Source organism: Pseudophaeobacter flagellatus, from assembly GCF_021228235.1.
Taxonomy (GTDB): Bacteria; Pseudomonadota; Alphaproteobacteria; order Rhodobacterales; family Rhodobacteraceae; genus Pseudophaeobacter; species Pseudophaeobacter flagellatus.
In genome coordinates, this window is sequence record NZ_JAJQRG010000002.1 from 407,237 (window position 1) to 424,191 (window position 16,955).

Consider the following 16,955-nt stretch of genomic DNA (forward strand, 5'->3'; position numbering starts at 1 on the left):
CAGGATAAAGCCTAGGCCGATTGCCTGCGAAACCCAAGAGGCCAGAACCGCGCATCCCCAAGGCCACTAGGGCCTAGGCACCTAGTTTAAAGTCTGATCCGGCCCAAAGATCAAAGGCCTTGCGCATCACCGTGGGCAGATCAGTGGGGCGAAAGGCGTGGCGTGACAGCAGTTCCTGGTCTGGCGCGCCGTTGTAGCCTGCGGGCAGTTCGGCCAACTTCACCTCTAGGATCAGGTGGAAATGGGTGAAGGTATGGCGCACCTCTGCACCCAGATCCTGCCAATCGGCATCAAAGGGCGGGCGCGGTTCGGGGGCCTCGTTCCATTCGGTGCCAGGCCAGCCCAACATGCCGCCGAGCAACCCCTTCTCGGGGCGGCGTTCCAGCAGCCAGGTGCCTGTGGCGCTACGGGCCAGGTAGGCAGTGCCACGTCGGGTGGGTTTGGGCTGCTTTGGCGTCTTCTTAGGCAGTTCGGCGGCGGTTCCGGCAGCCCGTGCCAGACAGGGCGCGCGCCAGGGGCAGATCCCGCAGGCTGGGTTTTTTGGTGTGCAGATGGTGGCGCCCAGATCCATCACCGCCTGGGCATAGTCACCGGGGCGCGTGATTGGTGTAAGCGCTGCGGCGCGGGATTTCAGCACCGGTTTTGATCCGGGGAGCGGATCATCGATATTATAGAGCCGTGCCATCACCCGTTCCACATTGCCGTCCAGCACGGTTTCGGCGCGATCAAAGGCGATTGAGGCCACTGCCGCCGCCGTGTAGGGGCCAATGCCCGGCAGTTTCAGCAGCGCTTCATAGCTGTCGGGGAACAGGCCGCCCAGATCAGTGGTGACGACGCGGGCACATTTCAGCAGGTTGCGGGCACGGGCGTAATAGCCAAGCCCGGCCCATTCACCCATGACGTCGGCGTCTTTGGCAGCGGCAAGATCCTGCACTCGAGGCCAGCGCCGGGTGAAGCGTTGAAAATACTCTGTTACAGCGGCCACGGTGGTTTGCTGCAGCATGACTTCGCTGAGCCAGACGCGATAAGGATCGGGGCAAATGCCCTCGACGCGATCACGGGGGGGGACACGCCAGGGCATGGCACGGGCGTTATGGTCATACCAGTGCAGGATCTCTGGGGCCAAAACCGCCTGTTGTACATCCGTCTGTTCTGCGGTCGGCTGCTCTATTTTCTTTGGGGATCCATCCAAATCACGCATTATTTACCCCTTTGAAGTGGTGGTTTTGCAGGCCTCGCCATGAGGACCCTTTACAATAGGGCGTCCAGTCACGCAAAACCATCGGTATGGCATTTAGGCGCAGCAGCACACGCGGGTTCGCACGGACCTCCCGGCTCTTGAATGAGCAAATCCGCAAAGCGGGCGAAAGCCGTGGCTTTGCGGTGTCTCGACTGTTGACCCACTGGGAAGAGATCGCCGGGCCAGACATTGCCTCCATCGCCCGCCCGGTCAAGGTGGGATACGGGCGCAGTGCCTTTGGGGCAACGCTGACTGTGCTGACCAATGGTGCCAATGCCCCCATTCTAGAGATGCAAAAAGAGCGTCTGCGCGAGAAGGTGAATGCGGTTTATGGCTATAACGCCATTTCCAAGGTCTGGATAACTCAGACAGCCCCCACTGGGTTTTCGGATGGCCAGGTTGAATTCAAATACGCCCCCAAGGTGAAAAAGCCACTGCCGGTTGATCCGCAGGCGCAGGTTGATGCTGCCGCGGCGGCCGAGGGGGTCGAAAACGAAGATTTGCGCGCCGCGCTAGAGCGGTTGGGGCGCAATGTGCTGACAAAAAAGAAAACTGAACGAAAGGGGTATGAATGACCCGTCTTATGTCTGGTGTTTTTGCTGCGGTGGCGCTTACCGTCGGCGCCTATGCGCTTACAGGGTACAATAGCCAAACGCGCCTGCCTGAACTGCCGCTGGTCGGCGCCGCTTCGGCACAAGAGGCCGAGGTTGATACCTCGACCATTACCGAAATGGTGATCGGTGCCGAAGATGCGCCGGTGACCTTGATCGAATATGCTTCGTACACCTGCCCGCATTGCGCCAATTTCCACACTGGTGTCCTTCCGCAGCTGAAAGAAGATTATATCGACACCGGCAAGGTAAAGCTGATCTACCGCGAGGTCTATTTTGATCGCTATGGCCTTTGGGCCTCGTTGATTGCGCGCTGCGGTGGGCCTGAAAAGTTCTTTGGCATCAGCAATCTGATCTACAAGGGCCAGTCCGACTGGACCCGTGCCGGCGGAACCAGCGAAATCACCGACGCACTGCGCAAGATCGGTGCCGTCGCAGGGTTGGAGAAAGAGACCCTGGAAGCCTGCCTGCAGGACGGTGCCAAGGCCCAGACCCTGGTCGCCTGGTATCAGGAAAACGCCAAAGAGGACGATATCGAATCGACGCCCTCCTTTATCCTGAATGGCACCAAGATCGGCAATCAGTCCTATCCAAAGTTCAAAGAACTGATTGACGCAGAGCTGGAGGGCTAAGCCCTGCCACGCTGAACTTCTGAGCGATCCAAACACGAACAGCCCGGGGCACTGCGCCTCGGGCTGTTCTGTTTCTGGTGCTCTGTTGCAGTTGCCCTGGTACCAGAGGCAGGTCGGGCGGGGGTGGCAGGGCAGTCAGGGCGGTGGTGCAATGGTTTCCAGCCGGGCGATCAGCTCATCAGCGTGGGCAATCTGCAGCCGCACCGGGAGGGTGATCACCCTGTGGCGAAAGCTCTCGGGCAGACGTACGGCGTCTTTTTCGGTGGTGACCAGTTGTGCGCCCTGCATCTGGGCTTCGGCCTGCAGCCGGTTCATCAAGGTGGCGGACAGCGGCTGGTGATCCTCTAGCGCTTCGCTGCGCAGAACCTTGGCCCCAAGGCTGCGCAGGGTGGCAAAGAATTTTTCAGGATGGCCAATGCCGGCAAAGGCCAGAACGGGGGTATCTTGCCAGGGCATTCCGGTTTGCAGGGGCGCCAGCTCTGCCCGGCAGTGGGGCAGGCCCTGTAGCTGATCCCCCCAGAGGTGGGCAAACTGCTCTTGTGCTGCATCCGACCCGATCGAGAGCACCAGATCTGCCCGTGCCAACCCCTGCGGCACGGTTTCGCGCAGGGGGCCGGCGGGCAGGCAGCACCCATTGCCAAAGCCGCGCAACGCATCCACCACCACCAGTGACAGGTCTTTGACCACGCTGGGGTTTTGAAACCCATCATCCAGCAGGATCACCGTGGCCCCTGCGGCCTCGGCGGCGCGGCAGCCGGCGGCGCGGTCCCGTGCCACCCAGACCTCGCCAAAAGCTGCCAGCAGCAGTGGTTCGTCGCCGCAGGCATCGGCGCGGTGCAGACCGGGATCCACCGCTACCGGGCCGGTAAGGCTGCCGCCATAGCCGCGGCTGACCACATGCGGATCATGGCCCATATTGCGCAGGGTTTCCATCAGCCAGATCACCGTTGGGGTTTTGCCGGTGCCGCCTGCGTTGAGGTTGCCAACGCAGACCACCGGTACCCCGGCGCGATGGCCGGGACCGGCCCGCAGCCGCCGGGCGGTGGCGGCACCATAGATCCAGCCCAGCGGCGCCAGGGCAAGGCGGCGCAGGTCAAAGACATGGGGGGATTTGTTCCAGAACTCAGGGGGCCGCATGTGTTTCCTCGCGCAGGTCCAGGATATCCTGCGCCTGTTCTAACAGTTGATCGGTCATCGCGGCGCCTTCGGTGACGGCGGTCCAGCCGGCCAGGGCCCAGCGTGCCGCCACATCCGGTGCCGAGAGGTAGATCACCGCCTCTGCCAGTTCTTGGGCGGTGCGGATCTGTTTGGTCGCCTTCAGGGGGGCCAGTTGGTCGTAGACCGGTTGATGATGGCCGCAGCCAGGACCATGCAACACCACCGTCCCCAGGGCCAGCGCTTCTAGCGGGCTTTGGCCGGGCATCTGGGGCTGCAGGCTAGAGGCAAGCAGGGTGATCGGGGCCAGCCGATACCACAGCCCCAGAGTGGCGCTGTCGGTGATCAGGATCTGGGTGTAGTCGTTGATCTCTTCGTCGGAATTCCAATCGGTGCAGTTTAACCCGCTGGCCTGTATCAGGTTGCGGGCGTGGGTGCAGCTTTCTGGGTCATCAAGGGCAATTACCAGCAGCATTCGGTGCAGCATGCGCAGGGCGGTGCGATGGGAATCTAGCAGCGGGGGCAGTTCCGTCAGTTGCACTCGCGAGGCCAGCCAGACAGGGCGACTGCCCAGGCGTTGTTGCAGGTTTCCCAGCACCTGCTGGTCGCAACCCGGTGGCACCGCCGAGAGCCGCAGGGGGCTGGTCAGGTGGATCTGATCGGGCGGCATCCCCGCCTTGATCAGTTGCCTCTGCACCGCCTTGGCAGGGGTAAGGACCGCATTAAAGCCACCAAAGAGACGTCGCCGTTGATCCGGGAGCCAGCGCAGTTTGCGGGTGGGCAGTTCCTGCTCTTCGATATCAACCAGCAGGGCAGAGATGCCCAGCTCGCGCATCTGGCGCATCAGCCCCCGCCGCAGGTTGCCACCGGCCCAGAGGCATAGATCCGGGCGCCAGTGGTTCAGGAAGCCCCTGCTTTCGGAGGATTGGTCAGTGGCCAGCGCTCCCAGGGCGCGATCGCAGCCCTCGGTGTCGGGCATCTGGCCCATACCCGCCTCCCAAGTGGTGAGAACAAAAAGACCCGGCCGCATTGATTTGAGCCGATGGGCAATATCGCAAAGCGCCAGATACCGCTGGATCGTGGTGGCATGAAGCCACAGGATTTCGCCCTCGGGGCGAGGCTGGGTCTTAAGCTTTGTCATGTGTATTCCGCCCGGCCACAGCCACTCAATGCCCTGCAATGCCCGGCCCCGCCGGGTCCAGCGCCTGTAACAGGTCGTGATGGGTGCCAGGCGTTGCCGCCACCACCCCATCCAACAGCGGTACCGCGTTGTTGAACCGCAGGGGCGCGCCCAAACGGTTGGTGGTCAGCCCGCCGGCTTCGCGCAGGATCAGATCGCCCGCCGCGATATCCCATTCCCAGCTCTGGCGCAGTGTCAGCATAGCGTTATAGCGCCCCTCGGCCACCCGTGCCAGCCGATAGGCCAGGGACGGGCGATAGCTGCGCAGCAGATCGGGGGCTGCGCCGCCGCGCCAGTGGTGGCCAATCAGATTGGGTGTCGCGGTCAATATCTTTGCCATGGCCAGAGTGCTGGGCGGGGCAACCGAAATGGGCTGGCCGTTGCAAAAGGCGCCAGATCCTTTGGCGGCGGTATAGAGCAGATCCCGCTGGGGCAGAAAGATCACCGCCGCCGTGACATTGCCGTGATGCGCCACCGCCAGCGAGTGGGCCCAGGTGGCAGAGCCCTCGGCAAAGCTGCGGGTGCCATCAATGGGATCAATGATGAAAACCCGTTCCTTGTTTAGCCGGGCGGCACTGTCTTCGCTTTCCTCAGATAGCCAGCCGTAACCGGGCCGCGCTGCCGGCAGCATGGTCTCTAGCATGGTATTGACCGCCAGGTCGGCCTCTGTCACCGGGCCCTGACCGCCGGATTTTTCCCAGCGCCGCGCCGTGGGACCGGAATATTGCAGCGCAATATCGCCAGCCGCCTGCGCAGCACGGATCAGCAGGGCAAGGTCGTCAGCTGCCTGCAAGGGTCATTCCTTCAACCAGAAGCGAGGGCACCACCCGCGACAGATGGGGGCGGGCATCATTGGCCGACAGTATCCGCGCCAGCATATCGCGGAGATTTCCTGCGATGGTGCATTCATTGACCGGATAGGCGATCAGGCCATTCTCAACCCAATATCCCGATGCGCCGCGTGAATAATCGCCGGTGTTGGGATTGATGGTAGAACCGATCAAAGAAGTGACCAGAAGCCCGGTGCCCATTGCCGCAATCAGGTCATCGCGGCTCTGCTCGCCCTGCGTCAGGGTGACGTTCCAATTGGCGGGCGCAGGCACAGAGCCAACGCCGCGTGCCGCATTGCCGGTGCTTTGCAGTCCCAGTTTGCGGGCTGAGGCCAGATCCAGGGTCCAGCCAGTCAGTAGACCCTGATCAATGATCGCCCGGCGTTGCGTGGGGAGGCCTTCACCATCGAAGGGGCGTGAGCCGGAAATGCGCGGCCGGTGCGGGTCTTCGATCAGTGACAGCCCCTTGGGCAGGATCTGTTCCCCCAGGGCCCCCTGCAACCAGGAAGACCCGCGGGCAATCGCTGCACCATTGGCCGCCGCCAGCAAATGTCCAATCAGCGAAGAGGACACCCGTTCGTCGAACAGCACCGGATAGCTGCCGGTCTTGGGGCGGCGCGCATCAAGCCGCGCCACGGCACGTTCGCCTGCGGTGCGGCCAATATCTGCGGCGCTGCGCAGATCAGCCTGAAAGGTGCGGGAATCGCCATCATGGTCGCGTTCCATCCCGGCGCCGGTTCCAGCGATCCCGGTGCAGGAGAGAGAGCGCCCGCTGCGCTGGTAGCCGCCGGAAAACCCGTTGGAGGTGGCGAGGTGAAACGATTGCTGGCCATAGCCTGCGGCGGCACCCTGCACCTGGCTGATGCCCGGAATTGCGGCGCAGGCTGCTTCGGCTTGCAGGGCGTCCTCTTGCAGGGTCTGTGGCGCCGGTTCTGGGCTTGGATCGTAAAGTTCAAGCGCGTCGATATCCCAGTCCTGGGCCAGCTGGTCGGCACTGGCCAGGCCGACATGGGGATCTTCGGGTGCTTCGCGCGCCATCGCCACGGCACGTTCCGCCATGGTGGTTAGGGTTTCTGCCCGGCTGTCAGAGGAGGAGACCTGCGCCTGTCGTTGGCCAACAAAGACGCGCAGCCCCAGATCAATGCCTTCCGACCGTTCTGCCTGTTCCAGCTTGCCCTCGCGCACCTCGATGCTGAGAGAGCTGCCTGTCGCGACCATGGTATCAACGGCATCGGCCCCGGCGCGTTTGGCGGCGTCGATCAGGGCGTGGCATAGCGCTTGTGGAGACTGGGTCATGGGCACCTACTGATTTTTGGTTGCTACCAGAGCTAGCCAGACCCGCGACCCGCTGCAAGGGTGTGGCACAAAAAAGGGCCGCATGGAGCGGCCCTTATGATTTTTTTTCGGCTGTGAATGGCGCTTATTTGATGCGCTGGCCATTGGCGTGGATCTGGCCATCCTCAGAGACCTTGATTTCCGAGGTGAGGGTGTCTTCTCCTTCACCGGGGACACCAAACATGCCCATCATCATCCGTGCGCCCATGGCATCGTTGTCGCTGAGCAGGCCCATCTTGATCAGGTTGTCGATCAGGCCATTGGCACCTTCGAGTTCGACATTGGCTACCCCGTCGGGGGCAGGCATACCGTCAAATGTTTCCAGATCGGCATTGTTGAAGGTGAAATCGCCAGTGCCTGTCAGTTTGGCACCAGCGGCAGAGATCAGCAGTTGTTTGATGCTCAGCGCGTTGACTTCGCCAGGCTCCTGCTCGCCATCCTCAAGCGCTTCAAACGCTGCGGGGTCGAACATGTCAAACAGCAGTTTGCCCTTGCCGGCCAGGTCCAGCACAATGGTAGCCGGGTCATGTGGCAGGGTGCCTTCCGGGTCAACCATGCCCCAGAGCATGTCTGGCACCACAAAATCACGCAGGGTGACGCCAAGGCCAAAATCCTGCTCGTCTTCGGATTTGGCGATCGGCATCTTCAGCTTGAAACCGGTTTCCGCCATGGTGAGTGCCAGTGGGAAGGGAATATCCGACCCGGATACATCCAGTTTGATGTCGTTCTGGCTGATGTCATACGACAGACCTTCGCCGCTCAAGATGACGCCAAAGTTGCCACCGGCAGAGCTGCTCTGCATGTCGAAACTGTCGCTACCTGTCACCGCGATGGTGCTGGCGCCGCCAGTATAGGCGAGATTGGCATTGACGTTCAGGCCAGCCTTGATCAGGTCAGGCAGCATGGCGCTGGCGGCATCGGTGGGGATGATGCTGCTGATCGCGCCGGTCACATTGTCAAAGTTGCCTTTGATGCTGCCACTGTCGTCAGAATCAGGGTCCTTGAATGCCAGGTCATAGGTGATCTTGGCAATCGACTGGTTCTGGGTATAGCTGCGCAGATCGGCGATCTGCATGATGGTTTTAGAGGTGATATCCTTCAGCATCACGCTGACTTTGAACAGATCAGCAGGGATGTCTTCCCCGTCGACGTTGACTTTGCCCAGGGTGATCGTACCCTCGGAAGAGGCATAGTCGTAGGTCATTTCAGATGTGTCGCCCGACACCACCAGCGGTGCGCCGTCATGGGCATAAAGAACTTCAATCAAGAAATTGTCGCCCTCGATATCGCCGTTAAAGGTCATCGGGAAGTTTTCCGGCAGCACCACATTGACGGTGCCATCGCCGTTTTCAACAAATTCAAGGGCGGGCAGGGTCATGTCCATGGTGCCCTCGCCCTCTGGCATTGGCATGTTCAGGGCAAAATCACTGACTGTCAGCACATTGCCGGACTGGGCTTCGGTGCCCGTCACGGTATAGCCTGTGCCTGTCATATAGGCTTTCCAGTCGGCCCATACATCCTGGGCGCTGACGTCAGCAAATGCCCCTTGGGCTGAGATAATCAAAACCGCAGCTGCGCCCGTGCCGCGCGCGAGGGAAACTGTCATAGGATAACCTTTCTGCATATAGGCAAATACAATGGTCCATATGGTCAACTGCAAGGTTGGTTGCGTCAAGGGGCCTGGGGCTGGACCGTTCCCCCTAAGCAGTTTACCACATTTGGAACTGCGGATTTGGAGATTAATCAAATGGATATCAAGGGAAAAACAGTTGTGATCACCGGCGCAAGCCGCGGTATCGGGGCCGATGCGGCCCGTGTCTTTGCAGCCGCAGGGGCCAATCTGGCCTTGCTGGCAAGAAGCACAGAGAGCCTGACGACCCTGGCGGAAGAGATCGGCGGAAACACGCTGGCCTTTGCCTGTGACGTCTCGGACCCGGCCGCCGTGGCTGCCGCCCTGCAAAAGGCACATGCCGATTTTGGTAGCCTGGATGTGCTGATCAACAATGCCGGCGTCATCGACCCGATTGCCCGGATCCAAGAGGCCAACCCGGCGGACTGGGGCAAGCTGATGGATATCAACATCAAGGGCGTCTTCAACGGTATTCACGCGGCTTTGCCCCTGATGAAATCCGGGAATGGCGGCACCATCATCAACATTGGTTCCGGTGCGGCCTATAATGCGCTGGAAGGCTGGAGCGCCTATTGCACCTCCAAGGCGGGCGTCTTGATGTTGACCCGTGCGCTGCATCTGGAAGAGGGCAGCAATGGCATTCGCGTGCTCAGCCTGTCACCGGGGACGGTGGCCACTGAAATGCAGCGCAAGATCAAATCCAGTGGCATCAACCCGGTTAGCCAAATCGATTGGGCGGATCACGTGCCCGCTGCATGGCCTGCCAAGACGTTGTTGTGGATGTGCGGGACGGATGCCGATGAATTCCTCGGCGATGAGGTCTCGTTGCGTCTGGAAGACATCCGCAAGCGTGTCGGCCTGATATGATTGACCTCGAGATCTCAGAGGCGGGGCTTTGGACCGTCACCCTCAACCGTCCGGAAAAGGCCAATTCGCTGACAGGGCAGATGCTGGAAGAGCTGTTGGATATCGCTACCCGCGCGCAGGCGGCGCGTGGGCTGATTCTCACCGGAGCTGGCAAGGTCTTTAGCGCCGGCGCCGATCTGGAAGAGGCCCGCGCGGGCCTTGCCACCTCTCCCCTATGGGAGCAGCTATCGGCGGCGCTGGCCCAGCTGCCCTGCCTGAAGATCGCAGCCCTGAACGGGACTTTGGCGGGCGGCGCAAATGGCATGGCGCTGGCCTGTGACATCCGCCTTGCGGTGCCAACGGCCAAGGTGTTTTACCCGGTAATGAAGCTTGGCTATCTGCCGCAGCCCTCGGATGTGGGGCGCATGACGGAGCTGATTGGGCCGGCACGCTGCAAGATGATCTTGGCGGCTGGGCAAAAGATCGATGCGGCAGAGGCCTGCGCCTGGGGCCTGGTGGACCGGCTGGTTGCCCCTGAAGACCTGATGGATCAGGCGCAGGCCCTGATGGGCGATGCCTTGGCTGCCACACCGCAGATCGCCGAGGGGATCCTGGATATGTGCCGCAGGGGAACTAAACGGTGATGAATCAGCTGCAGGATCAGATCTGGGATGCGGTGGTGATTGGCGGCGGGCCTGCCGGCTTGATGGCGGCAGGGGAACTTGCCGCTGCCGGGCACCGCGTTTTGCTGGCCGAAGCCAAACCATCCTTGGGGCGCAAGTTCCTGATGGCGGGGAAATCCGGTCTGAACCTCACCAAAGACGAAGATCTGGTGCAGTTGCTGCAGCACTATGGCAGCGCGGCCAAAGCTTTGACGCCGATGATTACCGCCTTTGATGCGACGGCTGTGCAGGATTGGGCGCGGGCTCTAGGGCAAAAGCTGTTTACCGGCTCTACCGGGCGGGTTTTTCCAGAAACAATGAAGGCCTCGCCGCTGTTGCGGGCCTGGCTGGGCCGCTTGGAACAGCAGGGTGTGACCTGGCGCCGTCGCTGGCGCTGGACTGGCTGGCAGGGGGATATGCTGTGCTTTGACACCCCCGAGGGCGCTGTACAGATCAAGGCGGGTGCGACGGTGCTGGCGCTGGGCGGCGCAAGCTGGGCGCGGCTTGGATCGGACGGCGGCTGGGTGCAGCCGCTGGCGGCGCAGGGGGTGACGCTGCAGCCGTTCCAGCCGGCAAACGCAGGTCTGCTCTGTGACTGGTCGGCGCATATGCAGGCGCAGTTTGGTCAGCCGGTCAAGGGTGTCACCTGGCAGGCCGGACCTCGCATGTCGCGGGGCGAGGCGATTATTTCGCAGCACGGATTAGAGGGGGGCGGCATCTATTCGGTCAGCGCTGCGGTCCGCGATGGCGCAGATCTTCGCGTCGATTTGTTGCCGGACCTGTCACTGGCCCAGATCACCGAGCGCCTGGCGCGTCCCCGGGGCAAGGCCAGCCTGGCCAATCATCTGCGGCGTTGCCTGAAACTGGGGGCGGCACGCACAGCGCTGTTACAGGAATTTGGCCGTCCGCTGCCGCAGGATCCGGCGGCACTGGCGGTGCGGATCAAGGCGCTGCCGGTCAAGCATGCGGGCCTGCGCCCGCTGGACGAGGCGATCTCGACCGCCGGGGGCATTGACTGGTGCGAACTGGATGGGGATCTGATGTTGACCAAACGCCCCGGCATCTTTTGCGCCGGTGAAATGCTGGATTGGGAGGCCCCCACAGGTGGCTACCTTCTGACCGGTTGCTTTGCCACCGGGCGCTGGGCCGGCCGTGGAGCGGCAGCCTATCTGGCCCAGGGCTGAGCCGCCACCGCAGCTTGCCCCAGGCCCGCTGTTGTCAGGCCAAGGCGGCGGCGCGCTGGTAGGCGGGCCGTTCCTGCATTGCCTTGCAATAGTCCAGCATCACCTGGCTTTCGATGTTGAACTTGGCGCTAAGGGCCCAGGTCAGGCAATGGGTCAGGATGATATCCGCGATGGTAAAGGTATCCCCCATGACAAAGGGGCCTTTGATTTGCTGTGCTATTCGGTTGAGGTTGTTGGAAAATTCTAGCTTCAGGCTTGGCTTGATCTCGGCCACGCGCTGGTCTTCCGGCAGGATGAAACTATGCCGCGCTGCGGTCCAGAGCACCGAATCCAGCTCATCCAGGTAGCGCTGGGTCATGGCATCCTGCTGGCCGCGCTGCAGCGTTCCGGCCGGGGCAGTCAGCTGACCATGTTTATCCGCCAGATAGGTCAGAATTGCGGTTGAATCGGTCAGCACAGCGTCGCCCTCTTGCAGCACTGGCACCTTGCCCGAGGCATTGAGCGCCAGCACATCCGGGCTATGGGGCTGGGCTGGGTTCAGATCATACTCCAGCCCCAGTTCTTCCAGCGCCCAAAGTACGCGGAAGCTCCGGGTTTTGGGCAGGCCAATAAGGGTATACATTGTGGGTTCTCCGGTTGTGCAGGTTGCGCCAGCATGAAGCCGGGCAGAAATAGGTCAAGTCCGCATCGGGAGGGCCTGACAAAAGCACGCAGCGTTAGAGCATGTTGCGCAAATCGACCCAGAGCCTAGCGCGCCCGCCCCAGCATCGCCAGCCGGATCAGCGCGCGTTCCATCAGCGCCAGCGCCGGGGCGGTTTGTCCGGCAGAGCGCAGCTGCAGGTCGGTGTCGGTCAGCAGGGTCAGGGCGCGTTGCAGCCTGTCCGCCCCCCAAGCCTGCGCCTGGCGCTGCACCCTGTCGCGGCGTTTGCCATATAGCGGTGGGCGCAGTCGGCCAATACCCTGGGCCGGGCCACCGGGATCGGCGGCAACGGTGTAGAGCGTGCGAAAATGCCGGGTCGCGCCAATGCACAGCGTCACCGCATTGGTGCCCTGGGATTGCAACCGGTTGATCAGTGGACCAATTTCCGGGGTGCGTCCCTCGGCCACCACATTCAGCACATCATCCAGGGCGGCTTCGGTGGATTGCGGCGCAATCGCCTGAATATCCTCTAGCGACAGCGGCGCGGCATCGCCGTGTTTATACAGCGACAGCTTTTCAATCATTCGGGAGAAATCACCGGGGCCGATGTCATTGGCAATATCGGTGAGCGCAGACATGCTGTCACTGGGGACATCGCGAATCTGGGCCGCCGCCAGGATCCGTTCGATTTCTGCCCGCGAGGGCGGATCGTCATACAGACCGGCGGCATAGGTTGCTGGGTGGCTCTCAAACCCTTTGCGCAGCTTCGATGTCGCCTTGAGCTGGCCTGCCGTGACCACGATCTGGGCATCGCCAGGCTGCCATTCTTCGAGCGCCGCAAGAATGGCTGGGGCAGCGGTATCGTTGGCCTCTTCGACAAAGACGGCGCGGGCACCGGGGAAAAATCCCACCGCCTTGACCGCATCCAACAGCTGGGCCGGATCCTTGCGCAGCGCACTGGCGGACATCCGCGACAGGCGCATTTCCTCTTCGGCACCGGGACCCAGAAGCGCCGCCAGCATTTGCTGACGTTTCAGGGCCACCCGCATGGCATCCGCACCATAGATCAACAAGCCGGTTTTCTTTGGGTCGGGCCGCTGGCAATAGGCATCGGTGTCGCGCGGGGACAGTTTCATGTGGTGGGCTTCATTCGGCAGGGTCGGGTGTCGGTGCGGATTCTGGCGCAGGTGAGGTCACATCGGCAGTGGCCAGGATGCGCGTTGCAATCTGATCGGCCAGGATGCGCATCAGCCGCTCATAAGCGTCGCGTTCGCCAGCCAGGGTTTCCACTGTTGACCCGGTGGCGGAGTAGCCGGTGAAATTGGTCTCGCTACCGCTGGAAATCACCGCGCCATCCGATAGCCGTGTCAGGCTGTAGCCCGCCGCGCCGATGATAGAGTAGCGGGTGATCGAACTGTCGGCGGTGATCGCCTGGCCTTCGGTCCGGGTCGACAGCTTTAGGGCAAGCCGATAGTCGCCACTGGTGGTACGCCCCAGGCGCTGTTCCAGATCGCGCACCAGGAAATAGGCATTGGCATCCCCCCGAGAATCGGGCTGATCCAGGGGTTCTACTTCTACCCGCCCATAAAGCGCCGCGCCGGTGCCCCCCGGCGCATTGACCGGGGTGAAACCACAGGCACCGACCATCAGGGCGGCGGCCAGCGACAGGCCCAGCAGGGGCAGTTTAAGCAACGACATTGACGATACGACCCGGCACCACGATGACCTTTTTCGGGGCGCCGCCATTCAGCGCCTTTTGCACAGCTTCGTGTGCCAGGGCGATTTTTTCAACCTCTGCCTTGTCGAGATCGGCAGCCACGGTGATTTCACCACGGCGTTTGCCATTGATCTGGATCGGCAGGGTGACGCTGTCCTCGACCAGCATGGCCTCATCCGCCACCGGCCAGGGGGCTGTGGTGATCAGTCCCTCACCGCCCTGATGAGCCCAGATGTCTTCGGCCAGGTGTGGCACCATCGGCGACATCAGCTGCGCCAGCACCATGATGGCCTGTTTCTGCGCCGCTTGGCCTGCCTTGGATTTTGCCAGGGTATTGGTAAAGCCATAGAGCCGCGCGATGGAGGCGTTGAAGCCAAAGCTTTCCACCCCGAGGGTCACATCGCGGATGGTCTTATGCATCTCGCGCAGCAGATCTTCGTCGCCCTGACCGGGGGCACCGGGGTCCATCTGGGCGATCTTGTCGCAGAGGTTCCAGACCCGGTTGAGGTGCTTGTAGGCGGCCTCGGCACCCGCAGCCGTCCATTCCACATCCCGTTCGGGGGGCGAATCAGAGAGCACAAACCAGCGCGCGGTATCGGCACCAAAGGCCGAGATGATCGACAGCGGGTTGACCACGTTGTTTTTGGATTTTGACATCTTGGCTGAGGGAATCACGGTGACCTCTGCGCCGGTCTTCTTGAGGAAAGCCTTGCCGTCGCGCAGCTCGACCTCCTCGGGGTAGTGATAGACCGGGCGGCCGGCATCCCCGGCGGTTTGGTAAATCGCATGCGTTACCATGCCCTGTGTGAACAGCGCGTCAAAGGGTTCCTTGGCGCTCTCGGGCAGGTGGCCGCAGATATGCATCGCGCGGGCAAAGAACCGCGAATAGAGCAGGTGCAAAATCGCATGTTCGACGCCGCCGATATACTGATCGACGTTCATCCAATAGGAGGCCTCTTCCAGATTGGTCGGCGTTGCGGCCCTTGGTGCGGTAAAGCGGGCGAAATACCAGCTGGAATCGACAAAGGTATCCATGGTGTCGGTTTCCCGCTGGGCCGGTTTGCCACAGGTGGGGCAGGCGCAGTCGCGCCAGCTGGGGTGGCGATCCAGCGGGTTGCCGGGCACCGAGAAATCAATCGCCTTGCCGTCTTCGTCGTAGGGCAGGGCGATAGGCAGGTTTTCTTTCTTTTCCGGCACCACACCGCAATCGGCGCAATGCACTACCGGGATCGGGCAGCCCCAATAGCGCTGACGCGACAGGCCCCAGTCGCGCAGGCGGAACTTGGTGACGCCCTCGCCCCAGCCTTCGCGTTCGGCCTTGTCGATGGTTGTGTCGATAGCCTGTTCGCCAGTGGCAATGTCCAACCCGGCAAAGTGGTTGATCCACTTCACCTTTTCAGACTTCAGCGGCACAAAGGCCTGATCGGTGACAGGGTTGTGGTTTTCCAGTGCTTCAAAAGTTTCCACCACCGGCAGGTCATATTTGCGGCAGAAGTCGAGATCGCGCTGGTCATGTGCGGGGCAGGCAAAGACTGCGCCGGTGCCGTAATCCATCAGGATGAAATTGGCGATCCAGACCGGCAGCTCCCAATCCGGGTTCAGCGGGTGCTTCACCCGAATGCCGGTGTCATAGCCCAGCTTTTCGGCCGTCTCAATGGCCTCTTCCGTGGTGCCACCCTTGCGGCATTCCGCAACAAATTCAGCCACTTCAGGAGATTTCGCTTCGAGCTCTTTGGCAACAGGGTGATCGGGCGAGATACCAACAAAGCTGGCGCCCATCAGGGTGTCGGGGCGAGTGGTGTAGACGTCAATCGGGTCACCGCCATCTGTGCGCTCAAAGCCAAACTGCAGACCGCGGGATTTTCCGATCCAGTTCTCCTGCATCAGGCGCACCTTGGCGGGCCAGTTGTCCAGCCCGTCCAGCGCCGAGAGCAGCTCTTCGGAATAGTCAGAGATCTTGAAGAACCACTGAGTCAGCTCGCGCCGTTCCACAAGCGCGCCCGAACGCCAGCCACGGCCGCCTTCGACCTGTTCGTTGGCCAGAACGGTCATATCAACCGGATCCCAGTTCACCACGGCGTTTTTGCGGTAAACCAACCCCTTGTCGAGGAAATCCAGGAACAGTGCCTGTTGCTGGCCGTAGTAATCTTCGTCGCAGGTGGCAAATTCGCGTGACCAATCCAGCGAAAGCCCCAGGGGTTTCATCTGTTCCTTCATCGCCTCGATATTGGCATAGGTCCAGTCCTTGGGGTGGCCGCCCGAGGCCATGGCGGCGTTTTCTGCTGGCATCCCAAAGGCATCCCAGCCCATGGGGTGTAGCACATTATGCCCGGTCGACATCTTGTAGCGCGCCACCACGTCGCCCATGGTATAGTTGCGCACATGCCCCATGTGCAGCTTGCCCGATGGGTAGGGGAACATCTCGAGCACATAGTATTTTTCTTTGCCAGGCGTGGCCCGGGCCTCAAAAATACCGGCCTCATTCCAGGCCTTTTGCCATTTTTCTTCGATTTCGGTGGCAGCGTAGCGCGACATTACGAGAGGTCCTTTAAGAATGAAAACGCCGGGTTGTGACCCGGCGCCTGTAATACTGTTGTTTTGATCGCTGTGCCAGCGCTTCGTCGCGGTGTTCAGAGGTTCTTGTCGGCGATGCGCAGTTGGCGCGCGCGCGACAGAATCGCGTCTTCAACGGCGCGGGTGGTGGCGGCATCAACCGGGCGCCCCCCCTTGGTCTGCAGCGACACATTCAAAGACCGCGCATCCAGTGCCGGGTCTTTGATGTGCACGGTGGCACGATAAGACCTGCCGCTGCCGGGCGGGGTACCGTAGCCTGTCACGATTACCCCGGTAAATGGGTCAACTGATTGTACTGGCAGGAATTCAAGCACATCCAGGCTGGCGTTCCACAGATAGCGGTTTACCTGTACCTTTTGATCGGGCGTGCCGCCAAACAGATCCCAAATCGAAGAGCTGGAGCTTTCGGCAGCCTTAACATCGTTGTTGAATTCTTGTGGAGTTTGCCCCCTGGGGGCCTTGCCACCACCACAGGCTGCCAAACCAAAGCACAAAAGCCCTGCGAGGGTTCTTGTCATCATCTTATGCAGTGTCATCGTCGCTCCCGGAGCCAGTATCTTGCCGCACTCCTATCGTATCGGCGCCCTGCGGAGCAAGCGCTTTAGCGCGGCAGGGCAGTTCCGGCGAATCGAAGGGACGGACAGTTATATATAGGATACATGCCATTGCACCGCCCCTGCGCGGGAAAATCCTGTCGTTGCAGGCTGCTCGGCTCTACC

16 protein-coding genes are annotated in these 16,955 nt (G+C 61.5%); 5 read left to right on the forward strand and 11 right to left on the reverse strand.

Going from position 1 to position 16,955, the window contains the following annotated elements; translation table 11 throughout:
- Positions 1-73 precede the first annotated feature (73 nt).
- Positions 74-1,201: an A/G-specific adenine glycosylase gene (mutY, locus tag LRK71_RS05455; protein ID WP_232401664.1), complete on the reverse strand. Its 1,128-nt coding sequence runs from the start codon at positions 1,199-1,201 to the stop codon at positions 74-76.
- Positions 1,202-1,287: 86 nt separating this feature from the next.
- On the opposite strand from mutY, the gene LRK71_RS05460 reads away from it, so the two are divergent.
- A complete protein-coding gene (locus tag LRK71_RS05460; protein WP_232401666.1) occupies positions 1,288-1,815 on the forward strand; it encodes a DUF721 domain-containing protein in 528 nt (175 codons plus the stop codon).
- Positions 1,812-2,483 (forward strand): DsbA family protein, encoded by a 672-nt coding sequence (locus tag LRK71_RS05465; RefSeq protein WP_232401667.1) that lies wholly within the window; start codon positions 1,812-1,814, stop codon positions 2,481-2,483. Before LRK71_RS05460 ends, LRK71_RS05465 begins: the two co-directional genes overlap by 4 nt.
- A gap of 135 nt (positions 2,484-2,618) precedes the next feature.
- Here LRK71_RS05465 and lpxK read toward each other — a convergent pair whose 3' ends face one another.
- The 5 genes from lpxK to LRK71_RS05490 all read right to left on the reverse strand — a co-directional run bounded on the left by lpxK (position 2,619) and on the right by LRK71_RS05490 (position 8,589).
- A complete protein-coding gene (gene lpxK, locus LRK71_RS05470; protein WP_232401668.1) occupies positions 2,619-3,620 on the reverse strand; it encodes a tetraacyldisaccharide 4'-kinase in 1,002 nt (333 codons plus the stop codon).
- Positions 3,607-4,779 (reverse strand): 3-deoxy-D-manno-octulosonic acid transferase, encoded by a 1,173-nt coding sequence (locus LRK71_RS05475; protein ID WP_232401670.1) that lies wholly within the window; start codon positions 4,777-4,779, stop codon positions 3,607-3,609. Before LRK71_RS05475 ends, lpxK begins: the two co-directional genes overlap by 14 nt.
- 25 nt (positions 4,780-4,804) lie before the next feature.
- Positions 4,805-5,611, reverse strand: coding sequence for an inositol monophosphatase family protein (locus tag LRK71_RS05480; protein WP_232401671.1), 807 nt, complete (start codon positions 5,609-5,611; stop codon positions 4,805-4,807).
- A complete protein-coding gene (locus LRK71_RS05485; protein ID WP_232401672.1) occupies positions 5,598-6,944 on the reverse strand; it encodes a TldD/PmbA family protein in 1,347 nt (448 codons plus the stop codon). Before LRK71_RS05485 ends, LRK71_RS05480 begins: the two co-directional genes overlap by 14 nt.
- A 124-nt stretch (positions 6,945-7,068) precedes the next feature.
- On the reverse strand, positions 7,069-8,589 hold the full coding sequence (locus LRK71_RS05490) for a DUF2125 domain-containing protein (protein ID WP_232401673.1): 1,521 nt from the start codon (positions 8,587-8,589) through the stop codon (positions 7,069-7,071).
- 141 nt (positions 8,590-8,730) lie between these two features.
- Here LRK71_RS05490 and LRK71_RS05495 point away from each other — a divergent pair, with 141 nt between their 5' ends.
- From LRK71_RS05495 to LRK71_RS05505, 3 genes are read left to right on the forward strand one after another with little or no spacing between them, the layout of a single operon-like run.
- Entirely contained in the window at positions 8,731-9,480 is a 750-nt protein-coding gene (locus LRK71_RS05495) for an SDR family oxidoreductase (protein WP_232401674.1), read from the forward strand.
- A complete protein-coding gene (locus tag LRK71_RS05500; protein WP_232401675.1) occupies positions 9,477-10,103 on the forward strand; it encodes an enoyl-CoA hydratase/isomerase family protein in 627 nt (208 codons plus the stop codon). Before LRK71_RS05495 ends, LRK71_RS05500 begins: the two co-directional genes overlap by 4 nt.
- Positions 10,103-11,305: a TIGR03862 family flavoprotein gene (locus tag LRK71_RS05505; protein WP_232401676.1), complete on the forward strand. Its 1,203-nt coding sequence runs from the start codon at positions 10,103-10,105 to the stop codon at positions 11,303-11,305. The genes LRK71_RS05500 and LRK71_RS05505 overlap by 1 nt, the downstream gene beginning before the upstream one ends.
- A gap of 34 nt (positions 11,306-11,339) precedes the next feature.
- Here LRK71_RS05505 and LRK71_RS05510 read toward each other — a convergent pair whose 3' ends face one another.
- From LRK71_RS05510 to LRK71_RS05530, 5 genes are all read right to left on the reverse strand, one after another.
- On the reverse strand, positions 11,340-11,927 hold the full coding sequence (locus LRK71_RS05510) for a glutathione S-transferase family protein (RefSeq protein ID WP_232401677.1): 588 nt from the start codon (positions 11,925-11,927) through the stop codon (positions 11,340-11,342).
- Between the two features lie 125 nt (positions 11,928-12,052).
- A complete protein-coding gene (gene holA / locus LRK71_RS05515) occupies positions 12,053-13,081 on the reverse strand; it encodes a DNA polymerase III subunit delta (RefSeq protein WP_232401678.1) in 1,029 nt (342 codons plus the stop codon).
- Between the two features lie 10 nt (positions 13,082-13,091).
- Entirely contained in the window at positions 13,092-13,643 is a 552-nt protein-coding gene (gene lptE, locus LRK71_RS05520) for an LPS assembly lipoprotein LptE (RefSeq protein WP_232401680.1), read from the reverse strand.
- Positions 13,630-16,197 carry a leucine--tRNA ligase gene (leuS, locus tag LRK71_RS05525; RefSeq protein WP_232401682.1) on the reverse strand — a complete coding sequence of 856 codons (2,568 nt, stop codon included), beginning with the start codon at positions 16,195-16,197 and terminating at the stop codon, positions 13,630-13,632. Before leuS ends, lptE begins: the two co-directional genes overlap by 14 nt.
- Positions 16,198-16,292: 95 nt before the next feature.
- A complete protein-coding gene (locus LRK71_RS05530; protein WP_232401684.1) occupies positions 16,293-16,772 on the reverse strand; it encodes a DUF3576 domain-containing protein in 480 nt (159 codons plus the stop codon).
- Positions 16,773-16,955: the final 183 nt, after the last annotated feature.